The following is a 14505-nucleotide window of genomic DNA, read 5'->3' as shown; positions in this document are numbered from 1 at the left end:
CCTAAGGAACCTGACATGTCCGATACCACCGCAGCCGGCAGTTCCGGCCCGGAGATCATCAGTCCCGAACTGATCTCACTCGACACCGACCTGGGTTCGACCAAGGAAGATGTCATTCGTTCTCTCGCAGCGCGATTGACTGCAGCGGGACGGGCGAGCGACGCCGCGGGATTGGTCGATGCCGCACTCGCTCGCGAAGCGCAGTCCGCGACCGGACTGCCCGGCGGAATCGCAATTCCCCACTGCCGCGCCGAGGCTGTCTCGTCCGCGTCCCTGGGGTTTGCTCGACTCGATCCGAAGGTCGACTTCGGTGCACCCGACGGCCCCGCCGATCTGGTCTTCCTGATCGCGGCACCCGAAGGCGCCGGGGCCGAGCACATGAAGCTGCTCTCCTCCTTGGCCCGAGCACTCGTCAGGCCCGCGTTCGTCACGTCACTTCGTGAAGCGTCGACGCCGGACGAGATCGTGAGACTGGTCGACGAGGTACTCAATCCCGCACCGAAGGATCCTGCAGCAAATGCTGCGGCAGCGACACCCCCGGCACCTGTTTCCACCGGGAAACACGCTACCGAGGAGACCCCGGCACCAGCGCCCGCGGAGCGTCACATCGTCGCGGTCACCGCCTGCCCGACCGGAATCGCTCACACCTACATGGCGGCGGACTCACTCGTCGCCGCGGGTGAACGCGCCGGCATCAAGGTTCACGTCGAAACGCAAGGTTCGAGCGGAAGCACCCCCCTTGACCCTTCGGTGATCGCGGGAGCCGCCGCGGTCATCTTCGCCACCGACGTCGGCGTGAAGGGCCGCGAACGATTCGCCGGTAAGCCCGTCGTCGCTTCCGGTGTGAAGCGGGCAATCAACGAGCCGGACAAGATGCTCGCAGAAGCGTTGCGCGCCTCCGAGAATCCCGCCGCCGCCACCGTTGACGGCACCGCGGCAGCGGCCGCGGATTCCGATGCCGGTTCCGTAGGGTTCGGCACCCACCTCCGTCAGGTCCTCCTGACCGGTGTCAGCTACATGATCCCGTTCGTCGCGGCCGGCGGTCTGCTGATCGCACTCGGCTTCCTGCTCGGCGGATACGAGATCTCCGGTCCGGCCAAGGACATCGTTCTCAACAACTCGATCACCAACCTTCCCGACGGTGGTCTGGCCACCTATCTCGGCGCAGTGCTGTTCCAGATCGGTTCGTTGGCATTCAGCTTCCTGGTGCCCGCGTTGGCCGGCTACATCGCCTTCGCCATCGCCGACCGGCCTGGCATCGCTCCCGGCTTCACAGCCGGCGCGGTCGCCGTGTTCGTCGGTGCCGGTTTCATCGGCGGCTTGGTCGGTGGTCTCATCGCCGGTGTCGTCGCGCTCTACATCGGCCGGATCGCCGTCCCGCAGTGGCTGCGAGGCCTGATGCCGGTGGTAATCATCCCGCTGTTCGCGACGCTGGTCGTCGGAGCACTGATGTTCATCGTCCTCGGGCGTCCGCTCGCCGCGATCACCTCCGGTCTCACCGACTGGCTCAACGGACTGTCCGGCAGCTCGGCCATCTTCCTCGGCATCATTCTCGGCCTGATGATGTGCTTCGACCTCGGTGGACCGGTCAACAAGGCGGCTTACGCCTTCGCCGTCGCCGGACTCAACGTCAACGACCCGGCCACTTTGCGCATCATGGCGGCTGTCATGGCTGCCGGTATGGTTCCGCCGCTTGCCATGGCACTTGCCTCGACGGTGCTGCGTCCCAAGCTCTTCAGCGAAGCCGAACGGGAGAACGGAAAGGCTGCCTGGTTGCTGGGTTCGGCATTCATCTCCGAGGGCGCGATTCCGTTCGCCGCTGCCGACCCGCTTCGCGTGATCCCCTCGATGATGGCGGGCGGCGCGGTCACCGGCGCGCTGATCATGGCTTTCGACGTCACTCTCAGCGCCCCGCACGGCGGGATCTTCGTCTTCTTCGCAGTCGGCGGAATCGGCTGGTTCCTGGTCTCGCTCGCCGCGGGAACCGTGGTAGCTGCGCTCGCCGTCGTCGGAGCCAAGGAGTTCTTCCGCAAGGGGCCGTCCGATGCCGAACTCGACCCCGAAATCGTGCCCGCTGCGGCATGATCGACAGCAGGCAACACTGCAGTCACCACCTGAGTCACCAGATCTGCCCGAACACCCCATAACGTCCGCAACGACAGTTCTACAACGAGGAGATCCCATGCCCAGCAAGACAGTTGCCGTCGGTTCCGCAGTCGGCCTCCACGCCCGCCCCGCCGCTCTCATCGCCGAAGCAGTCGGAGCCTCCGGCGCCACGGTCACCCTCGCAGTCGCCGACGGCGAACCCGTGGATGCAGGTTCGGCACTGATGATCATGACGCTCGGAGCCGCCAAGGACACCGAAGTAACCATCGAGTCCGACGACGCCGACGCACTCGCCAAGGTCGCCGAGCTGGTAGCCGCTGATCTCGACGCCTGACCTGATGTCAGTCGGTGCTGTGTAGCGGGCCGGACACTCTCACGGAGTCAGTGCGAGTGTCCGGCCCAGCCAGTCCATTTCGAGTTCCAGAGCAGTGCCCCACACATCACCCGAGTGCCCGCCGGGAAGGGTGTAGTAGTCCACGTTCATGTCGGCGGCGCGTGCAGCCTCGAACATGATCTCCTGCTGAGGGCGGTAGATGTCGTCGTCCTCACCCGCGACAAATACACCCGACAACTGCGGATACCGATTCTGCGCCATCAGGTCTCGGGCGTTGACCGCGTCGAACGCGCTTTCGTCACCGTCGAACATGGCCGCCACGGTGTCCTCGTGATCACCGGTCGACGGTTCGTCCTGGCCGGAGAAGTCCAGGAACGACGGGTATCGGTCCGGGAAGTTCACGGCCATCTCGATCGCGCATGTCCCGCCGTAGGAGAACCCACCGATAGCCCATTGCGCAGCGTCCGGATTCACTTGAAGGTTCGATTCGATCCAGTTCGGGACGTCCTGGTCCAGATACGTCGCGACGTTGCCGAGCGCAGAATCCATGCAGCCGGGGTTGGCGTCGTAGTCCCCCAACGCGTCGGGCACCACCACGACGGGAGCAAGCCCGGAATGCCTCGACGCATAGGCGTCGACGGTGGTCGCGAGCCGGCCACTGTCCAGCCAGTCGCTGGGGCTGCCGGGCTCACCCGCCACCAACACCAGTACGGGCAACTCGGCACGCGGATCGGCAAGATAGGCCGGCGGGAGATACAGCGTCGCAGGCCTCGCGTCGAATCCCGAAACATTTCCTGGAATCGCCGCTTCCGTCACGACACCGTTGCTCGGCATCCGCACCGGAACCTGCCAATGAGTTTCGGTGGGCAGTCCCCGTTGAACCCAAGGTTCGGCCCCGGGGAGCGAATCGAAGGCAACGTTCTCGACCGACCCGACCGGCCAGTGCCCGACCAGTGAGCCGAGTGTGGGATAGGTGCCGGTCTGCGCGTTGACCTGACCTACTGCGACGATCGCGGCCAGCCCGGCGAATGCCGTCACCGAAAGGCCACGCGCAAGCCCTGGGCGCCGAAGGAGAACGAGTGCGGCGCCGATGACTCCGAACATCGCCAGCGCTATCCAGACAAAATTCGACGCCGGTAGCTGCGCGGGCAGCGGCCGAAAGCTGAGCCACACGAACGTCGCACCGGTGGCTGATCCGAGCACTGACAGACCTAGCGCGACCAACGCGGCCCGACGCGGCAACCACCGAAGCAGAAGCAACGTGCCGACGCCGACGATGACGGAACCCACGAGCAGCGCTGCGGTGATGTGTCCGTGCTCGAGTGACATACGCGAGAGCCGCGTCAGGAGTTGATGCCCGTGCATTCGTTCCAGTATCCACATCTACCGTCGGTCTGCGAATTCGTGGAATTATTTGGGAATCAGCGGCGTCGTCGAAATCTCACGAACGCCGCGCCCCCGATCGCACATCCTGCCGCGACCAACCCGGCCCACACGAATGTCCACGGATCGACCCCGACACCGACCGAACCGTCAGACGAGTCAGCCGTCGCTTCTGTCGCGTCCACGAGCGCTCGCATCACGTACACCGGCGGCAACGCTCCGCCGGCAGATTCAGAACCGATCAGAACATCGCCCGCATCGTTGAATGCCACCGCCTCACCCTGAGGCTCCTTCGGGAGCGGGATCCGCAGCGGTTCCATACCGGTGAGCGTCGCGCCGATTCCGCCGTCCACGACTTCGTACAGGTACAGGTCGGAGTAACTCCGAAGTGCGATCGCCGAACCGTCCGACGACACCGCTCCCCCGGTGAACATCACCGACACGGGCTTCTCCGGTCCGAGGGACACGGCTCCGACGCGCTCGAGCGGCGTCGGGCCGGGCTGCGCCAAGTCACTCAGTTTCTGATCCCCGACCGGTGTGTAGACACTGCTTTCGCCGAACAATTCCTTGGTCACGACAAAAACGTGGCCGTCGGGGTCGAGCAGTATCGACTCGGTGTCGTGCGCACCGTCCGGGTACGTGAGGCGGTGCAACGTACCGCCACCGGAATCGAGGTCCATCGTGATGAACGCCACTGTTTCGCGGGTCCGGAGGTTGTCACCGGTGTCCGACAGAACGAGCGTTCGCCCACTCACCGCAAGATCTTCGACGTCGTAAGGATCTATCGGGACCGGAATCTGTTTCTGGACAACACAGTTCAGGTCCATTTCGAATACGAAGTCGTCACTGCCGCCGTCGCCCATCGCGTAGATCCGATCGTCGACGACGACCATCCCCGACAACTCCTGGAGCGCAGGATCAGTAGGCGTACAGAGTGGGGCGAACTCGCTCGGTTCGAACGACGACGCCTGTGCGAGCGCTCCGGGAAGCAGTGCGGTTGCCGTAGTCGCAGCAATCACCGCGACCACGGCCCCGAAACTACGCACTAGGTGCGTACTCGACCAATGCCGAGGCCAACATCTGTGGCACGCGTGCGTGCACCCGCGTTCCCGCCTCTTCGTGAGTCGATTCCAAAATCGTTCCGTCCGAGTGGATTCGAGCCATCAAGTCACCGCGCGTGTACGGCACCAGCACGTCGACCTCGACCTCCGGCCGAACCAGCACCTCGCTGAGATGTGCTCTTAGTTCGGCGATTCCCTCACCCGTCCGCGCCGAGACGAACACGGCACCAGGCAACAGACCACGTAGTTGCGTCAACGTAACCGGATCTGCCGCGTCGATCTTGTTGACCACGATCAACTCCGGCGGAGCCTTCGAATCCGTCTCGCGCAGAACATCGGTGACGACTTCCCGCACAGCCTTGATCTGTTCTGTCGGCAACGGATCCGAACCGTCGACGACGTGCAGCAGCAGATCCGCGTCGGTCACTTCCTCGAGAGTTGAGCGGAATGCCTCGACCAACTGAGTCGGCAGGTGTCGCACGAAGCCGACCGTGTCGGTGAGAACGTACTCGCGGCCGTCGTCGAGTGCTGCGCGGCGAGTGGTCGGGTCCAAGGTGGCGAACAACGCGTTCTCCACGAGCACACCCGATCCGGTGAGCGAATTGAGCAGACTCGATTTGCCCGCGTTGGTGTATCCGACGATGGCGATCGACGGGATGTCGCTCTGCAGTCGACGTGTGCGCTTGGTGTCGCGAGCGGCCTTCATGCCCTTGATCTCGCGGCGTAGTTTTGCCATGCGCTCACGAATACGGCGGCGGTCCGTCTCGATTTTCGTTTCACCGGGACCACGCAGACCCACACCGCCGTTACTGCCGGCACGGCCACCGGCCTGGCGCGACATCGACTCGCCCCAACCACGCAGACGCGGGAGCATGTACTCCATCTGAGCAAAAGCGACCTGCGCCTTACCCTCACGCGAAGTGGCGTGCTGAGCAAAGATGTCGAGAATGAGAGCTGTCCGGTCGATGACCTTGACCTTGACGATCTTCTCCAGCGCCGTGAGCTGCGCCGGCGTCAGCTCACCGTCGCAGACGACGGTGTCGGCGCCGGTCGCCAGGACTACTTCGCGCAGTTCCTGCGCCTTGCCGGAACCGATGTAGGTGGCAGCGTCAGGTTTGTCGCGGCGCTGAACCAGTCCTTCGAGGACCTCGGAGCCGGCCGTCTCGGCAAGTGCGGCCAACTCGGTCATGCTCGCCTCGGCCTGCTCGGCACTTCCCTGCGTCCAGACGCCGACCAGGACAACTCTTTCGAGTCGAAGCTGGCGGTACTCGACTTCGGTGACGTCCTCGAGCTCCGTCGACAGACCGGCCACGCGGCGCAGGGCGCCGCGATCTGCGAGTTGCATCTCACCGGTCGACGGGTTGCCCGATGCGGACGCTGCCGTGTATTCGGCTTGCGCGTACTCGGACTGCTCGTGAGCGGTGGACTCTTCGTTTTCATGTGTGTTCGTCATACAAGATCCATGGTCCCACGAAACCTGGCCACGGTGCATCCGTATTTCCTGCAGGCGTATTTCCCGCGGGCGATATCACACGAGCGATTGCCACCAGGCATCGCTGATCGTCCCGTTCGCCACCAGAACCGAGGGCCCCCGCAACGACCCTTTGCCGCCTTCGACGGTGACCTGCACCTCGCCACCGAGCACGCGCACCAGTACCGAGCCTTCATCGCGGCCGTCGTACCTCAGCGCCGCGGCCGCCGCTGCGACCGTTCCGGTTCCGCAGGAACGAGTCTCGCCCACACCACGCTCGTGTACGCGCATGTGGACCCCACCGTCGTGGATCGGCGTCACGATCTCGATGTTGACCCCGTGCGGGAAGAACCCGGGATCGAAGCCCGGAGAAACACTCAAATCGAGCGCACTCAAAACTTCTGCCGTCACGTGCTCGTCGACACACGCCAAATGCGGATTACCGACGTCGATGCCGACGCCGGCGAAGACGCGGCCGTCGATTGTTGCCGAACTGGTGCCGAGGTCCTTGATCGGGCCCATCGCCACGGTCACGTCACCATGTGTGGCGTCGTAGCCGACCACCACGACCGGACGCGCTCCGGCGCGGCTGCCGACCACGAACTCGTCCTTGCTCTCCAAGCCCGAGGCCTTGAGATAGTGGGCGAATACGCGAACTCCGTTTCCGCACATCTCCGCGATGGAGCCGTCGCTGTTGCGGTAGTCCATGAACCAGTCTTCGGCAGCGACGCCGTCGGGCAGCGCACCGAGCACGCCCGCGTCCGCAAGTGCGCCTGCCCGGGCGACACGAAGGATGCCGTCGGCGCCGAGGCCACGCTGACGATCACACAACGCTGAAACTCGCGCCGGCTCGAGATCGACCCGAACGTCGAGGTCAGGGAGAACAACGAAGTCGTTCTGCGTGCCGTGGCCCTTACTGAAATCCATGGTCGCCATCCTATCCGGACCTGCCGACCGACTCACGCAGGTGACGCGGTGACCACGACGTTCTGTTCGTACGTGAAGCCGGACGGCAACGAGGGGTCGGGCACGGTTGCGCCGCCGCAGGTCACGAGGACCAGCCTGGGCGCACCCGTTTCGGAAAAGAACTCGGCCGGCAAAGCCACCTTTTCGTACAGCTTCAGGCTCGCTGCGTGATAGGTGAACATCGTTCCGGTGTCGTCGCTCACGTAGATCGGTGTTCCGGGCTTCATCTGGTGCAGCGCCCACAAGGCGCCGTGCGTGCGGTCACCGTCGTCGACGTGGCCGGCAACAAGATTGGTGCCCTCCGAAGATCCGAACTGCACGCCGTTGGTGAAATGCGAAACCTTGTCAGGATGCGGAAGGATCATTCCGCGGTTGGCGCCGAACCCACTGGTCACGATGTCGGCTCGCACATCGAGATCGGGAATCGCGAGCGTGTTCGGCGGCAGATCCGTTGGCGCAGGCGCCCAACTCGCCCCTGGATCGGTTGGGGCTCCCACGTCGAAGGGTGCTTCGGGAACAGGTGCGCTGATGGGCTTCCCGGCCGCACTCACCGCAAAGTAGATCAGTATCCCGCCGACCATGAGAAATGTGACGAGCAGAAGAACCAGCGGTAGCCGACCCGCGCGTCGGCCTCTCGGTCGCGCGTGTGTCCCGGTCTGCGCCATGTTCGTTGTCCTCCAGTCCGTCGATCGCGAAACGAATGGATCGCGAAAGAGCTAACTGTAAGATAGCTGATCGGGGCGATCGTGTTACAGGCCGCGATATGCAAGGGCAGCGAAGGCCGAGCGAGCCAGCTCCGGATCGGCACCGTCGAGCCAGTGCACGCGTGCGTCACGACGGAACCATGATCGTTGGCGGCGAACGTAGCGCCGCGTCCCGATGAACGTCCGTTCGAGTGCTTCGGCCAGATCGTATTCACCGTCGAAATGTGCGAGCACCTGTGCGTAGCCGATGGCTCGCGGCGCGGTGACGCCATCACGCAAGCCTTGCTCGACGAGCACGGCAACTTCGTCGACAAGTCCGTCCGAAAACATCAGCTCGGTTCGCAACCGAATCCGGGCGTCGAGTTCTTCCGTATCCCGATCCACGCCGAGAATGCGGGTTCCCCATCGAGGGTCACCGATCTGCGGAGCCGAGGCCGCGAACGGCAGACCTGTCAGCTCGACGACCTCGAGCGCCCGAACCATCCGCCGGCCGTCCGTCGGCAGTATCGACGCCGCTGCTACCGGATCAGCAGCCACCAGCGCCGTATGCACCGCACCGACCCCACCGTCGGCCAGCACCGCCTCCCACTTCGCACGAACCTCGGGATCCGTTGCCGGAAAGGACCATTCGTCGAGTAGAGACTGGACGTACATCATGGATCCGCCGACGATCACCGGAACCTTGCCCGCCGCGATCAGATCCTCGGCGATCGCGATCGCGTCGCTTTGATAACGCGCGACGGTGGCGGTCTCCTTCACATCGAGAACGTCGAGCAGGTGATGCGGAATCCCACGGCGCTCGGCCGGTGTCAGTTTGGCGGTCCCGATATCCATGCCGCGATAGAGCTGCATCGCGTCGATGTTGATGATTTCACCGCCGAATTCCTCGGCCAGTGCCAACGCGAGATCGGACTTTCCCGACGCTGTCGGACCGACAACTGCGATCGGGCGAAGTTCTTCAGGGACGTTCACGGCCGCCACGTCCCGACGTGGTAACCGACGCCGAACGGCGCATCGCTGTAGTCGACCGTCGCGCGAGGATGGGCCGACCGAGACGAGCCCGTAAAGACACCGGCCAGGACCTGCCACGCCGCGCGCCCCTGGGCTCCGACACTGCGGCAGAGCCGCGGATCGAGAGCAAGCAGCGCCTCCGGGTCCCCGGCCGTCAGGGCGTCGTCGATGGCCGACTGCACACCCGCGGCGCGCTCGTCGAAGCTTCCTGGCGCCTTTGCCGTCAGCGTGGACGCACCGTCAGCAACGATCAGAAGCCCTTGCGGTCGGTTGTCGCTGTCGAGTTGCTTGCGCAGCTGCTGCCCGAATTCACGACATTCATTCGCCGACGCCTTTGCACTGACGACGTGCATGTCGACGGTTATCTCCACGTCTGTTCGGCCACGCAGCCAGCCGGCCACGAGGGCGCAGAGTTCGAGTGATGGTACCGGTTCGCCTGCCGCATCTGCGTCCAGTGACGTCCGGACATCGGCGCCGAATCCGGCGAAAGTCCCGATCTGTCCACGTCCGACGCCAGTTCGCCAGAGTTCGTCAGCTGCTTTCTCGGAGTCGACACCGACGCCCACCCATTGAACTGCCTCGTGAGACAGCCGGCGCACGGCGGCCGATGCCGCAGCGCGCACGTGGGCGGACTCGGCCGAATCACCGGACAATTCCGGCACGAGTAACGGCGCCGAGGGGACGAGAACAGCGGAAGTCAACACAGTTGCCACGCTAGTCGACCCCGAGGTGGCGACCTCACACCCTCTTACCTGATTCAATAGTCGGAGAACGTGAGTACCGGGTTCAATGGAGCCAGGAATGCGATCAGGCAGCCGTGACGCGCGGCAGAGACGAGGACCGATGACCGAGAACAGTGAACCCACCACCGGCGCCGACAGCAGTTCGGCCAGCCCGAGCCCGGCAGCACCCAAACCCGGCGCTCCCAAACCTGGTGGACCACGCCCCGGTGCGCCCCGCCCCGGAGCACCTCGCCCCGGACCAGCAGCCTCGCATGCCGTCACCGCCGCACCGGCCAGCGACCCGAGCAAGTTCGGACGCGTCGAGGAAGACGGAACCGCCTGGGTGAAGACCGCTGACGGTGAACGTCAGATCGGTTCGTGGCAGGCCGGCGACGCCACCGAGGGCCTCGCCCATTTCGGTCGTCGCTACGACGACCTCGCGACCGAGGTCTCGCTACTCGAGGCGCGACTGACGTCGGGCGCCGGAGACGCCAAGAAGACCAAGGCTGCCGCCATCGCTCTGTCCGAATCCCTCTCGACCGCTGCAGTGATCGGTGACCTCGACGCTTTGGCTCGCCGACTCGACGTGATCGTTGCCGGTTCCGACGAGGCCGCAGCGCACGCGAAGGAAGAGAAGGAACAGTCGCGCGCGGCAAGCACCGCCCGCAAGGAGGCCCTCGCAGTCGAGGCCGAGCAGATCGGCTCGGAGTCGACCCAGTGGAAGACCGCGGGTGATCGACTGCGCGAGATTCTCGACGAGTGGAAGACGATTCGCGGAATCGACCGCAAGGTCGACGACGCACTGTGGAAGCGTTACTCGAAGGCTCGTGAGTCCTTCAACCGGCGACGTGGAGCCCACTTCGCCGAACTCGACCGGGATCGTGCGAGCGCCCGTTCGACGAAGGAAGAACTGGTCGAGCGCGCCGAGAAGCTGTCGACCTCCACTGAATGGGGACAGACCGCCGGGGAATTCCGCGATCTACTCAGCGAGTGGAAGGCTGCCGGCCGCGCACCGCGCGAGGCCGACGACAACCTGTGGAAGCGCTTCAAGGGCGCTCAGGATGTGTTCTTCGCCGCGCGCAACGCTGCTGCATCCGAGCGCGATGCCGAATTCGAGCAGAACGCGGTTGCAAAAGAGGAGCTGCTCGCTGCCAATGCGAACATCGATCCGGCGCACGGACTCGAGAACGCCCGCGCAGCGCTTCGCGACCTGCAGGAGAAGTGGGACGCGATCGGCAAGGTGCCGCGCGACCGAATGCAGGAACTCGAAGCGAAGCTCCGGGCCATCGAAACCAAGGTGCGCGACGCGGTCGACGCCGAGTGGCGTCGCACCGATCCGGAAGCACTTGCCCGGGTCGCGCAGTTCAAGGAGCGGGTGAGCCAGTTCGAGGAGCAGGCCGCCAAGGCTCAGGCTGCCGGCAAGACGAAGGACGCCGAGAAGGCTCTCGCTCAGGCCAAGCAGTGGCGTGAGTGGGCCGAAGCTGCCGAAAGCGCCGTCAACGAGTAATCGACGACGAGCTGTAAAGACAACAAAAACGCCGGCTCACTCCGAAAGGAGTCAGCCGGCGTTGTCTTGTGCTTTGGACGGACGGCCTGCTGTGTCAGCCGACGTTCCATTCCTGATGCTTCTCGGCTTCGGCCGCAGCGATCCGGCGTTGCTCCTCGGCGGCGAGCTGAATGTTGGTTCGTGTCCAGACCACCTTGAGCCAATGGAACGTCAAGAACACGACGGCAAACCATCCGATGATCAGCCCGATCGACGGTCCTGCCACATTGAAACCGGCGGGAATGGTCTGACGCGACCAGACGGCCATCATGCCGAGAGCGCTCGCCACGGCACTGCCGGCGAGTGCGACCCAGGCCAGACTCCAACGCCGCGTGACCAGCGCGAGCATCGAGAATCCGATGCCGAAGATGACGACGAACCACACGAACAAGCGTGAGAACAGTGCAATCCGTTCACTTTCCGCGTCCTGGTTGTACGCGAGCACATCCCAGCCGTTCGCCACTCCCGCATGGGGCAGTGCAAGGGTGCCGACCAGCACGAGCACCGCAACCGCGACAACCATGGCGCGCGCACCCGGATCAATTTCTCCCGCGACCTTGCGTTCCGCGTCGTCGAGGTCCTTGCGGTAGCCCTCGAAGGCGTCGTCGCCCGGCTGTGGTGTCGTGTTCTCGTGTTGCGAGGTCATGCGTTGCATCCCATCTGAACGGGTTGTGGGGCCGGGGCACCGATCTTCGGTAGTCCGAGACCTACGCCGATGGGCGGGGTCTTGGGTGTGATGCCCTTTTCGAACGAATCACCGGCGCGGGTCCGACGGTGCGTGAGCACTCCGTCATCTGCCACGAGGTGATGAGGGGCTCCGTGGGTGACGACGACCGTCACCACGTCACCGGGTCGGATTGTGCCGTCGAGGTTTCCCTCGGGGCGGAAATGCACCAGGCGGCCGTCTCGCGCGCGACCACTGAGACGGTGAGTCGCCGCGTTCTTCCGCCCCTCCCCCGCTGCCACCAAGAGTTCGACCTCGGTGCCGACGAGCTTGCGATTTTCCTCGATGTTCACTTCTTCCTGAACGGCGAGCAATCGCATGTAGCGTTCCTGGACAACCTCTTTGGGGAGTTGATCGGCCATCTCCGCCGCCGGCGTGCCCGGGCGCTTGGAGTACTGGAAGGTGTAGGCGTTGGAGAATCGCGCCTTGCGCACGACGTCCAGCGTCTCCTCGAAATCCTCTTCCGTCTCCCCCGGGAACCCGACGATGATGTCCGTGGTGATGGCGGCGTGCGGCATTGCGGCGCGCACCTTCTCGATGATCCCGAGGTACTTCGACTTGCGGTACGAGCGCTTCATCGCCTTGAGAACCTTGTCCGAACCGGACTGCAACGGCATGTGCAGTTGCGGGCAGACGTTGGGAGTGGTTGCCATAGCTTCGATGACGTCATCGGTGAACTCTGCCGGGTGCGGCGATGTGAACCTGACCCGTTCGAGGCCGTCGATGTGTCCACATGCCTTCAAGAGGGAGGCGAAGGCTCCGCGATCGCGCGGTTGCTCCGGATCGGCGAACGACACGCCGTAGGCGTTGACGTTCTGTCCCAGCAGGGTCACTTCCGAGACACCCTCGTCGACGAGTGCCTGCACCTCGGCCAGGATGTCGCCGGGACGTCGATCTACTTCCTTGCCACGCAGGGCCGGAACGATGCAGAACGTGCACGTGTTGTTGCAGCCCACCGAGATGGAAACCCAACCTGCATAAGCAGATTCGCGCTTGGCTGGCAGTGTCGACGGAAACGCCTCGAGTGCGTCGAGGATTTCGACCTCGGCGCGCTGATTGTGACGCGCACGGTCGAGCAGCGCGGGAAGCGAGCCGATGTTGTGAGTGCCGAAGACGACATCGACGAACGGCGCCTTCTTGACGACGGTGTCACGATCCTTCTGCGCCAGGCACCCGCCGACCGCGATCTGCATGTCGGGGTTCGCCTCCTTGTTCGGGGCGAGCTGGCTGAGGTTGCCGTACAACTTGTTGTCCGCGTTCTCGCGGACAGCACACGTGTTGAAGACGACAAGATCAGGATCGGTGCCGGTCTCCGCCTTCGAATACCCGGCGTCCTCGAGCAGACCGGACAGTCGCTCGGAATCGTGGACGTTCATCTGACAGCCGTACGTCCGCACCTCGTAGGTGCGAACAGACTTCGCCGTCGGCTCCGGAACTGCAGTCGGCTCCGGAAGTGCAGGGGACATTTCGTCGATCAGTGACACGCTTCAGCCTAGCTCACGTCCACTACGACGTGTAATAACGCCCTGATAAACAGCCGAAACGCGACATAAACGTCGTCACAGTAAAATTTCCATTACATATGGCAAGAACCATGGCGAAATCACGGGCGTCGACGCAAACTACGCCTAAGGTTCTCGTTTATGACCCAAGCCGACGATGCGACGACGCCGACCACCTCCGGCGATTCCACATCCATGATTTCGATGACCTCGGTGAACAAACACTTCGGGGAACTTCACGTCCTGCAAGAGGTCAATCTCGAGGTACCCAAGGGCCAAGTGGTGATCGTCCTCGGTCCGTCGGGCTCCGGTAAGTCGACTCTGTGCCGCACCATCAATCGCCTGGAACCCATCGACTCGGGCACCATTGCCGTCGACGGCAAGACGCTCCCCGAGGAGGGCAAAGCACTTGCCGCACTTCGTGCCGACGTCGGGATGGTCTTTCAGTCCTTCAACCTGTTCGCGCACAAGACGATCCTCGAGAACGTCATGCTCGCACCGATGAAGGTTCGCAAGGCGAAGAAGGACGAAGCCAAGAAGACGGCGCAGGCATTGCTCGAGCGCGTCGGTATCGCCAATCAGGCCGACAAGTACCCGGCGCAGCTTTCCGGCGGTCAGCAACAGCGTGTCGCGATTGCTCGCGCTCTTGCGATGCAGCCGAAGGTGATGTTGTTCGACGAGCCCACCTCCGCTCTCGACCCCGAGATGGTCAACGAGGTCCTCGACGTCATGACTTCCCTCGCCAAGGAAGGCATGACCATGCTCGTGGTCACGCACGAGATGGGATTCGCCCGCAAAGCCGGCGATCGTGTGCTGTTCATGGCTGACGGCCAGGTCGTCGAAGACACCACGCCCGAAGAGTTCTTCACCCATCCCAAGTCGGATCGGGCCAAGGACTTCCTCGGCAAGATCCTCACTCACTGATCACAGTCCCCTCCGACAGTCCTGTCCTCGTCCACAAGACAACTTGCTCGA

The 14505-nt window shown here is 64.0% G+C and carries 13 protein-coding genes; 4 read left to right on the top strand and 9 right to left on the bottom strand.

The window, feature by feature from the left end:
• Positions 1–15 precede the first annotated feature (15 nt).
• Positions 16–2085 carry a fructose-specific PTS transporter subunit EIIC gene (locus ACBG85_RS13100; RefSeq protein WP_372027700.1) on the top strand — a complete coding sequence of 690 codons (2070 nt, stop codon included), beginning with the start codon at positions 16–18 and terminating at the stop codon, positions 2083–2085.
• Positions 2086–2182: 97 nt separating this feature from the next.
• Positions 2183–2440 carry an HPr family phosphocarrier protein gene (locus tag ACBG85_RS13095; RefSeq protein ID WP_003942144.1) on the top strand — a complete coding sequence of 86 codons (258 nt, stop codon included), beginning with the start codon at positions 2183–2185 and terminating at the stop codon, positions 2438–2440.
• Positions 2441–2479: 39 nt separating this feature from the next.
• On the opposite strand, the gene ACBG85_RS13090 is transcribed toward ACBG85_RS13095, so the two are convergent.
• The 7 genes from ACBG85_RS13090 to ACBG85_RS13060 form a co-directional block, all read right to left on the bottom strand.
• Positions 2480–3805, bottom strand: coding sequence for an esterase family protein (locus ACBG85_RS13090; protein WP_007735188.1), 1326 nt, complete (start codon positions 3803–3805; stop codon positions 2480–2482).
• Positions 3806–3861: 56 nt separating this feature from the next.
• Positions 3862–4869, bottom strand: a complete 1008-nt coding sequence (locus ACBG85_RS13085; protein ID WP_372027697.1) for a hypothetical protein — start codon at positions 4867–4869, stop codon at positions 3862–3864.
• Positions 4862–6337 carry a GTPase HflX gene (hflX, locus tag ACBG85_RS13080; protein ID WP_372027695.1) on the bottom strand — a complete coding sequence of 492 codons (1476 nt, stop codon included), beginning with the start codon at positions 6335–6337 and terminating at the stop codon, positions 4862–4864. The genes ACBG85_RS13085 and hflX overlap by 8 nt, the downstream gene beginning before the upstream one ends.
• A 75-nt stretch (positions 6338–6412) precedes the next feature.
• Positions 6413–7282, bottom strand: a complete 870-nt coding sequence (dapF, locus tag ACBG85_RS13075) for a diaminopimelate epimerase (RefSeq protein ID WP_192712481.1) — start codon at positions 7280–7282, stop codon at positions 6413–6415.
• A 32-nt stretch (positions 7283–7314) separates the two neighbouring features.
• Complete coding sequence (locus ACBG85_RS13070; protein WP_372027692.1) at positions 7315–7986, bottom strand: class F sortase; 672 nt, start codon at positions 7984–7986, stop codon at positions 7315–7317.
• Between the two features lie 84 nt (positions 7987–8070).
• Positions 8071–9006: a tRNA (adenosine(37)-N6)-dimethylallyltransferase MiaA gene (gene miaA, locus ACBG85_RS13065; protein WP_372027690.1), complete on the bottom strand. Its 936-nt coding sequence runs from the start codon at positions 9004–9006 to the stop codon at positions 8071–8073.
• On the bottom strand, positions 8994–9740 hold the full coding sequence (locus ACBG85_RS13060; RefSeq protein WP_372027688.1) for a class III extradiol dioxygenase subunit B-like domain-containing protein: 747 nt from the start codon (positions 9738–9740) through the stop codon (positions 8994–8996). The genes miaA and ACBG85_RS13060 overlap by 13 nt, the downstream gene beginning before the upstream one ends.
• Before the next feature lie 139 nt (positions 9741–9879).
• On the opposite strand from ACBG85_RS13060, the gene ACBG85_RS13055 reads away from it, so the two are divergent.
• A complete protein-coding gene (locus tag ACBG85_RS13055; RefSeq protein WP_003942193.1) occupies positions 9880–11265 on the top strand; it encodes a DUF349 domain-containing protein in 1386 nt (461 codons plus the stop codon).
• A gap of 94 nt (positions 11266–11359) precedes the next feature.
• On the opposite strand, the gene ACBG85_RS13050 is transcribed toward ACBG85_RS13055, so the two are convergent.
• Together ACBG85_RS13050 and miaB are read right to left on the bottom strand one after the other, a co-directional pair.
• Positions 11360–11950: a hypothetical protein gene (locus tag ACBG85_RS13050; protein ID WP_063316728.1), complete on the bottom strand. Its 591-nt coding sequence runs from the start codon at positions 11948–11950 to the stop codon at positions 11360–11362.
• On the bottom strand, positions 11947–13494 hold the full coding sequence (gene miaB, locus ACBG85_RS13045) for a tRNA (N6-isopentenyl adenosine(37)-C2)-methylthiotransferase MiaB (protein ID WP_063316727.1): 1548 nt from the start codon (positions 13492–13494) through the stop codon (positions 11947–11949). The genes ACBG85_RS13050 and miaB overlap by 4 nt, the downstream gene beginning before the upstream one ends.
• Before the next feature lie 231 nt (positions 13495–13725).
• Between miaB and gluA the strand changes: the two genes are divergently transcribed.
• Positions 13726–14454, top strand: coding sequence for a glutamate ABC transporter ATP-binding protein GluA (gluA, locus tag ACBG85_RS13040; protein ID WP_007735175.1), 729 nt, complete (start codon positions 13726–13728; stop codon positions 14452–14454).
• Positions 14455–14505: the final 51 nt, after the last annotated feature.

Source organism: Rhodococcus sp. NyZ502 (assembly GCF_041464245.1).
GTDB classification, from domain to species: Bacteria; Actinomycetota; Actinomycetes; order Mycobacteriales; family Mycobacteriaceae; genus Rhodococcus_F; species Rhodococcus_F qingshengii.
The sequence above is the reverse complement of the archived record's forward strand: the minus strand, read 5'-3'. Positions and strand labels throughout refer to the sequence as shown.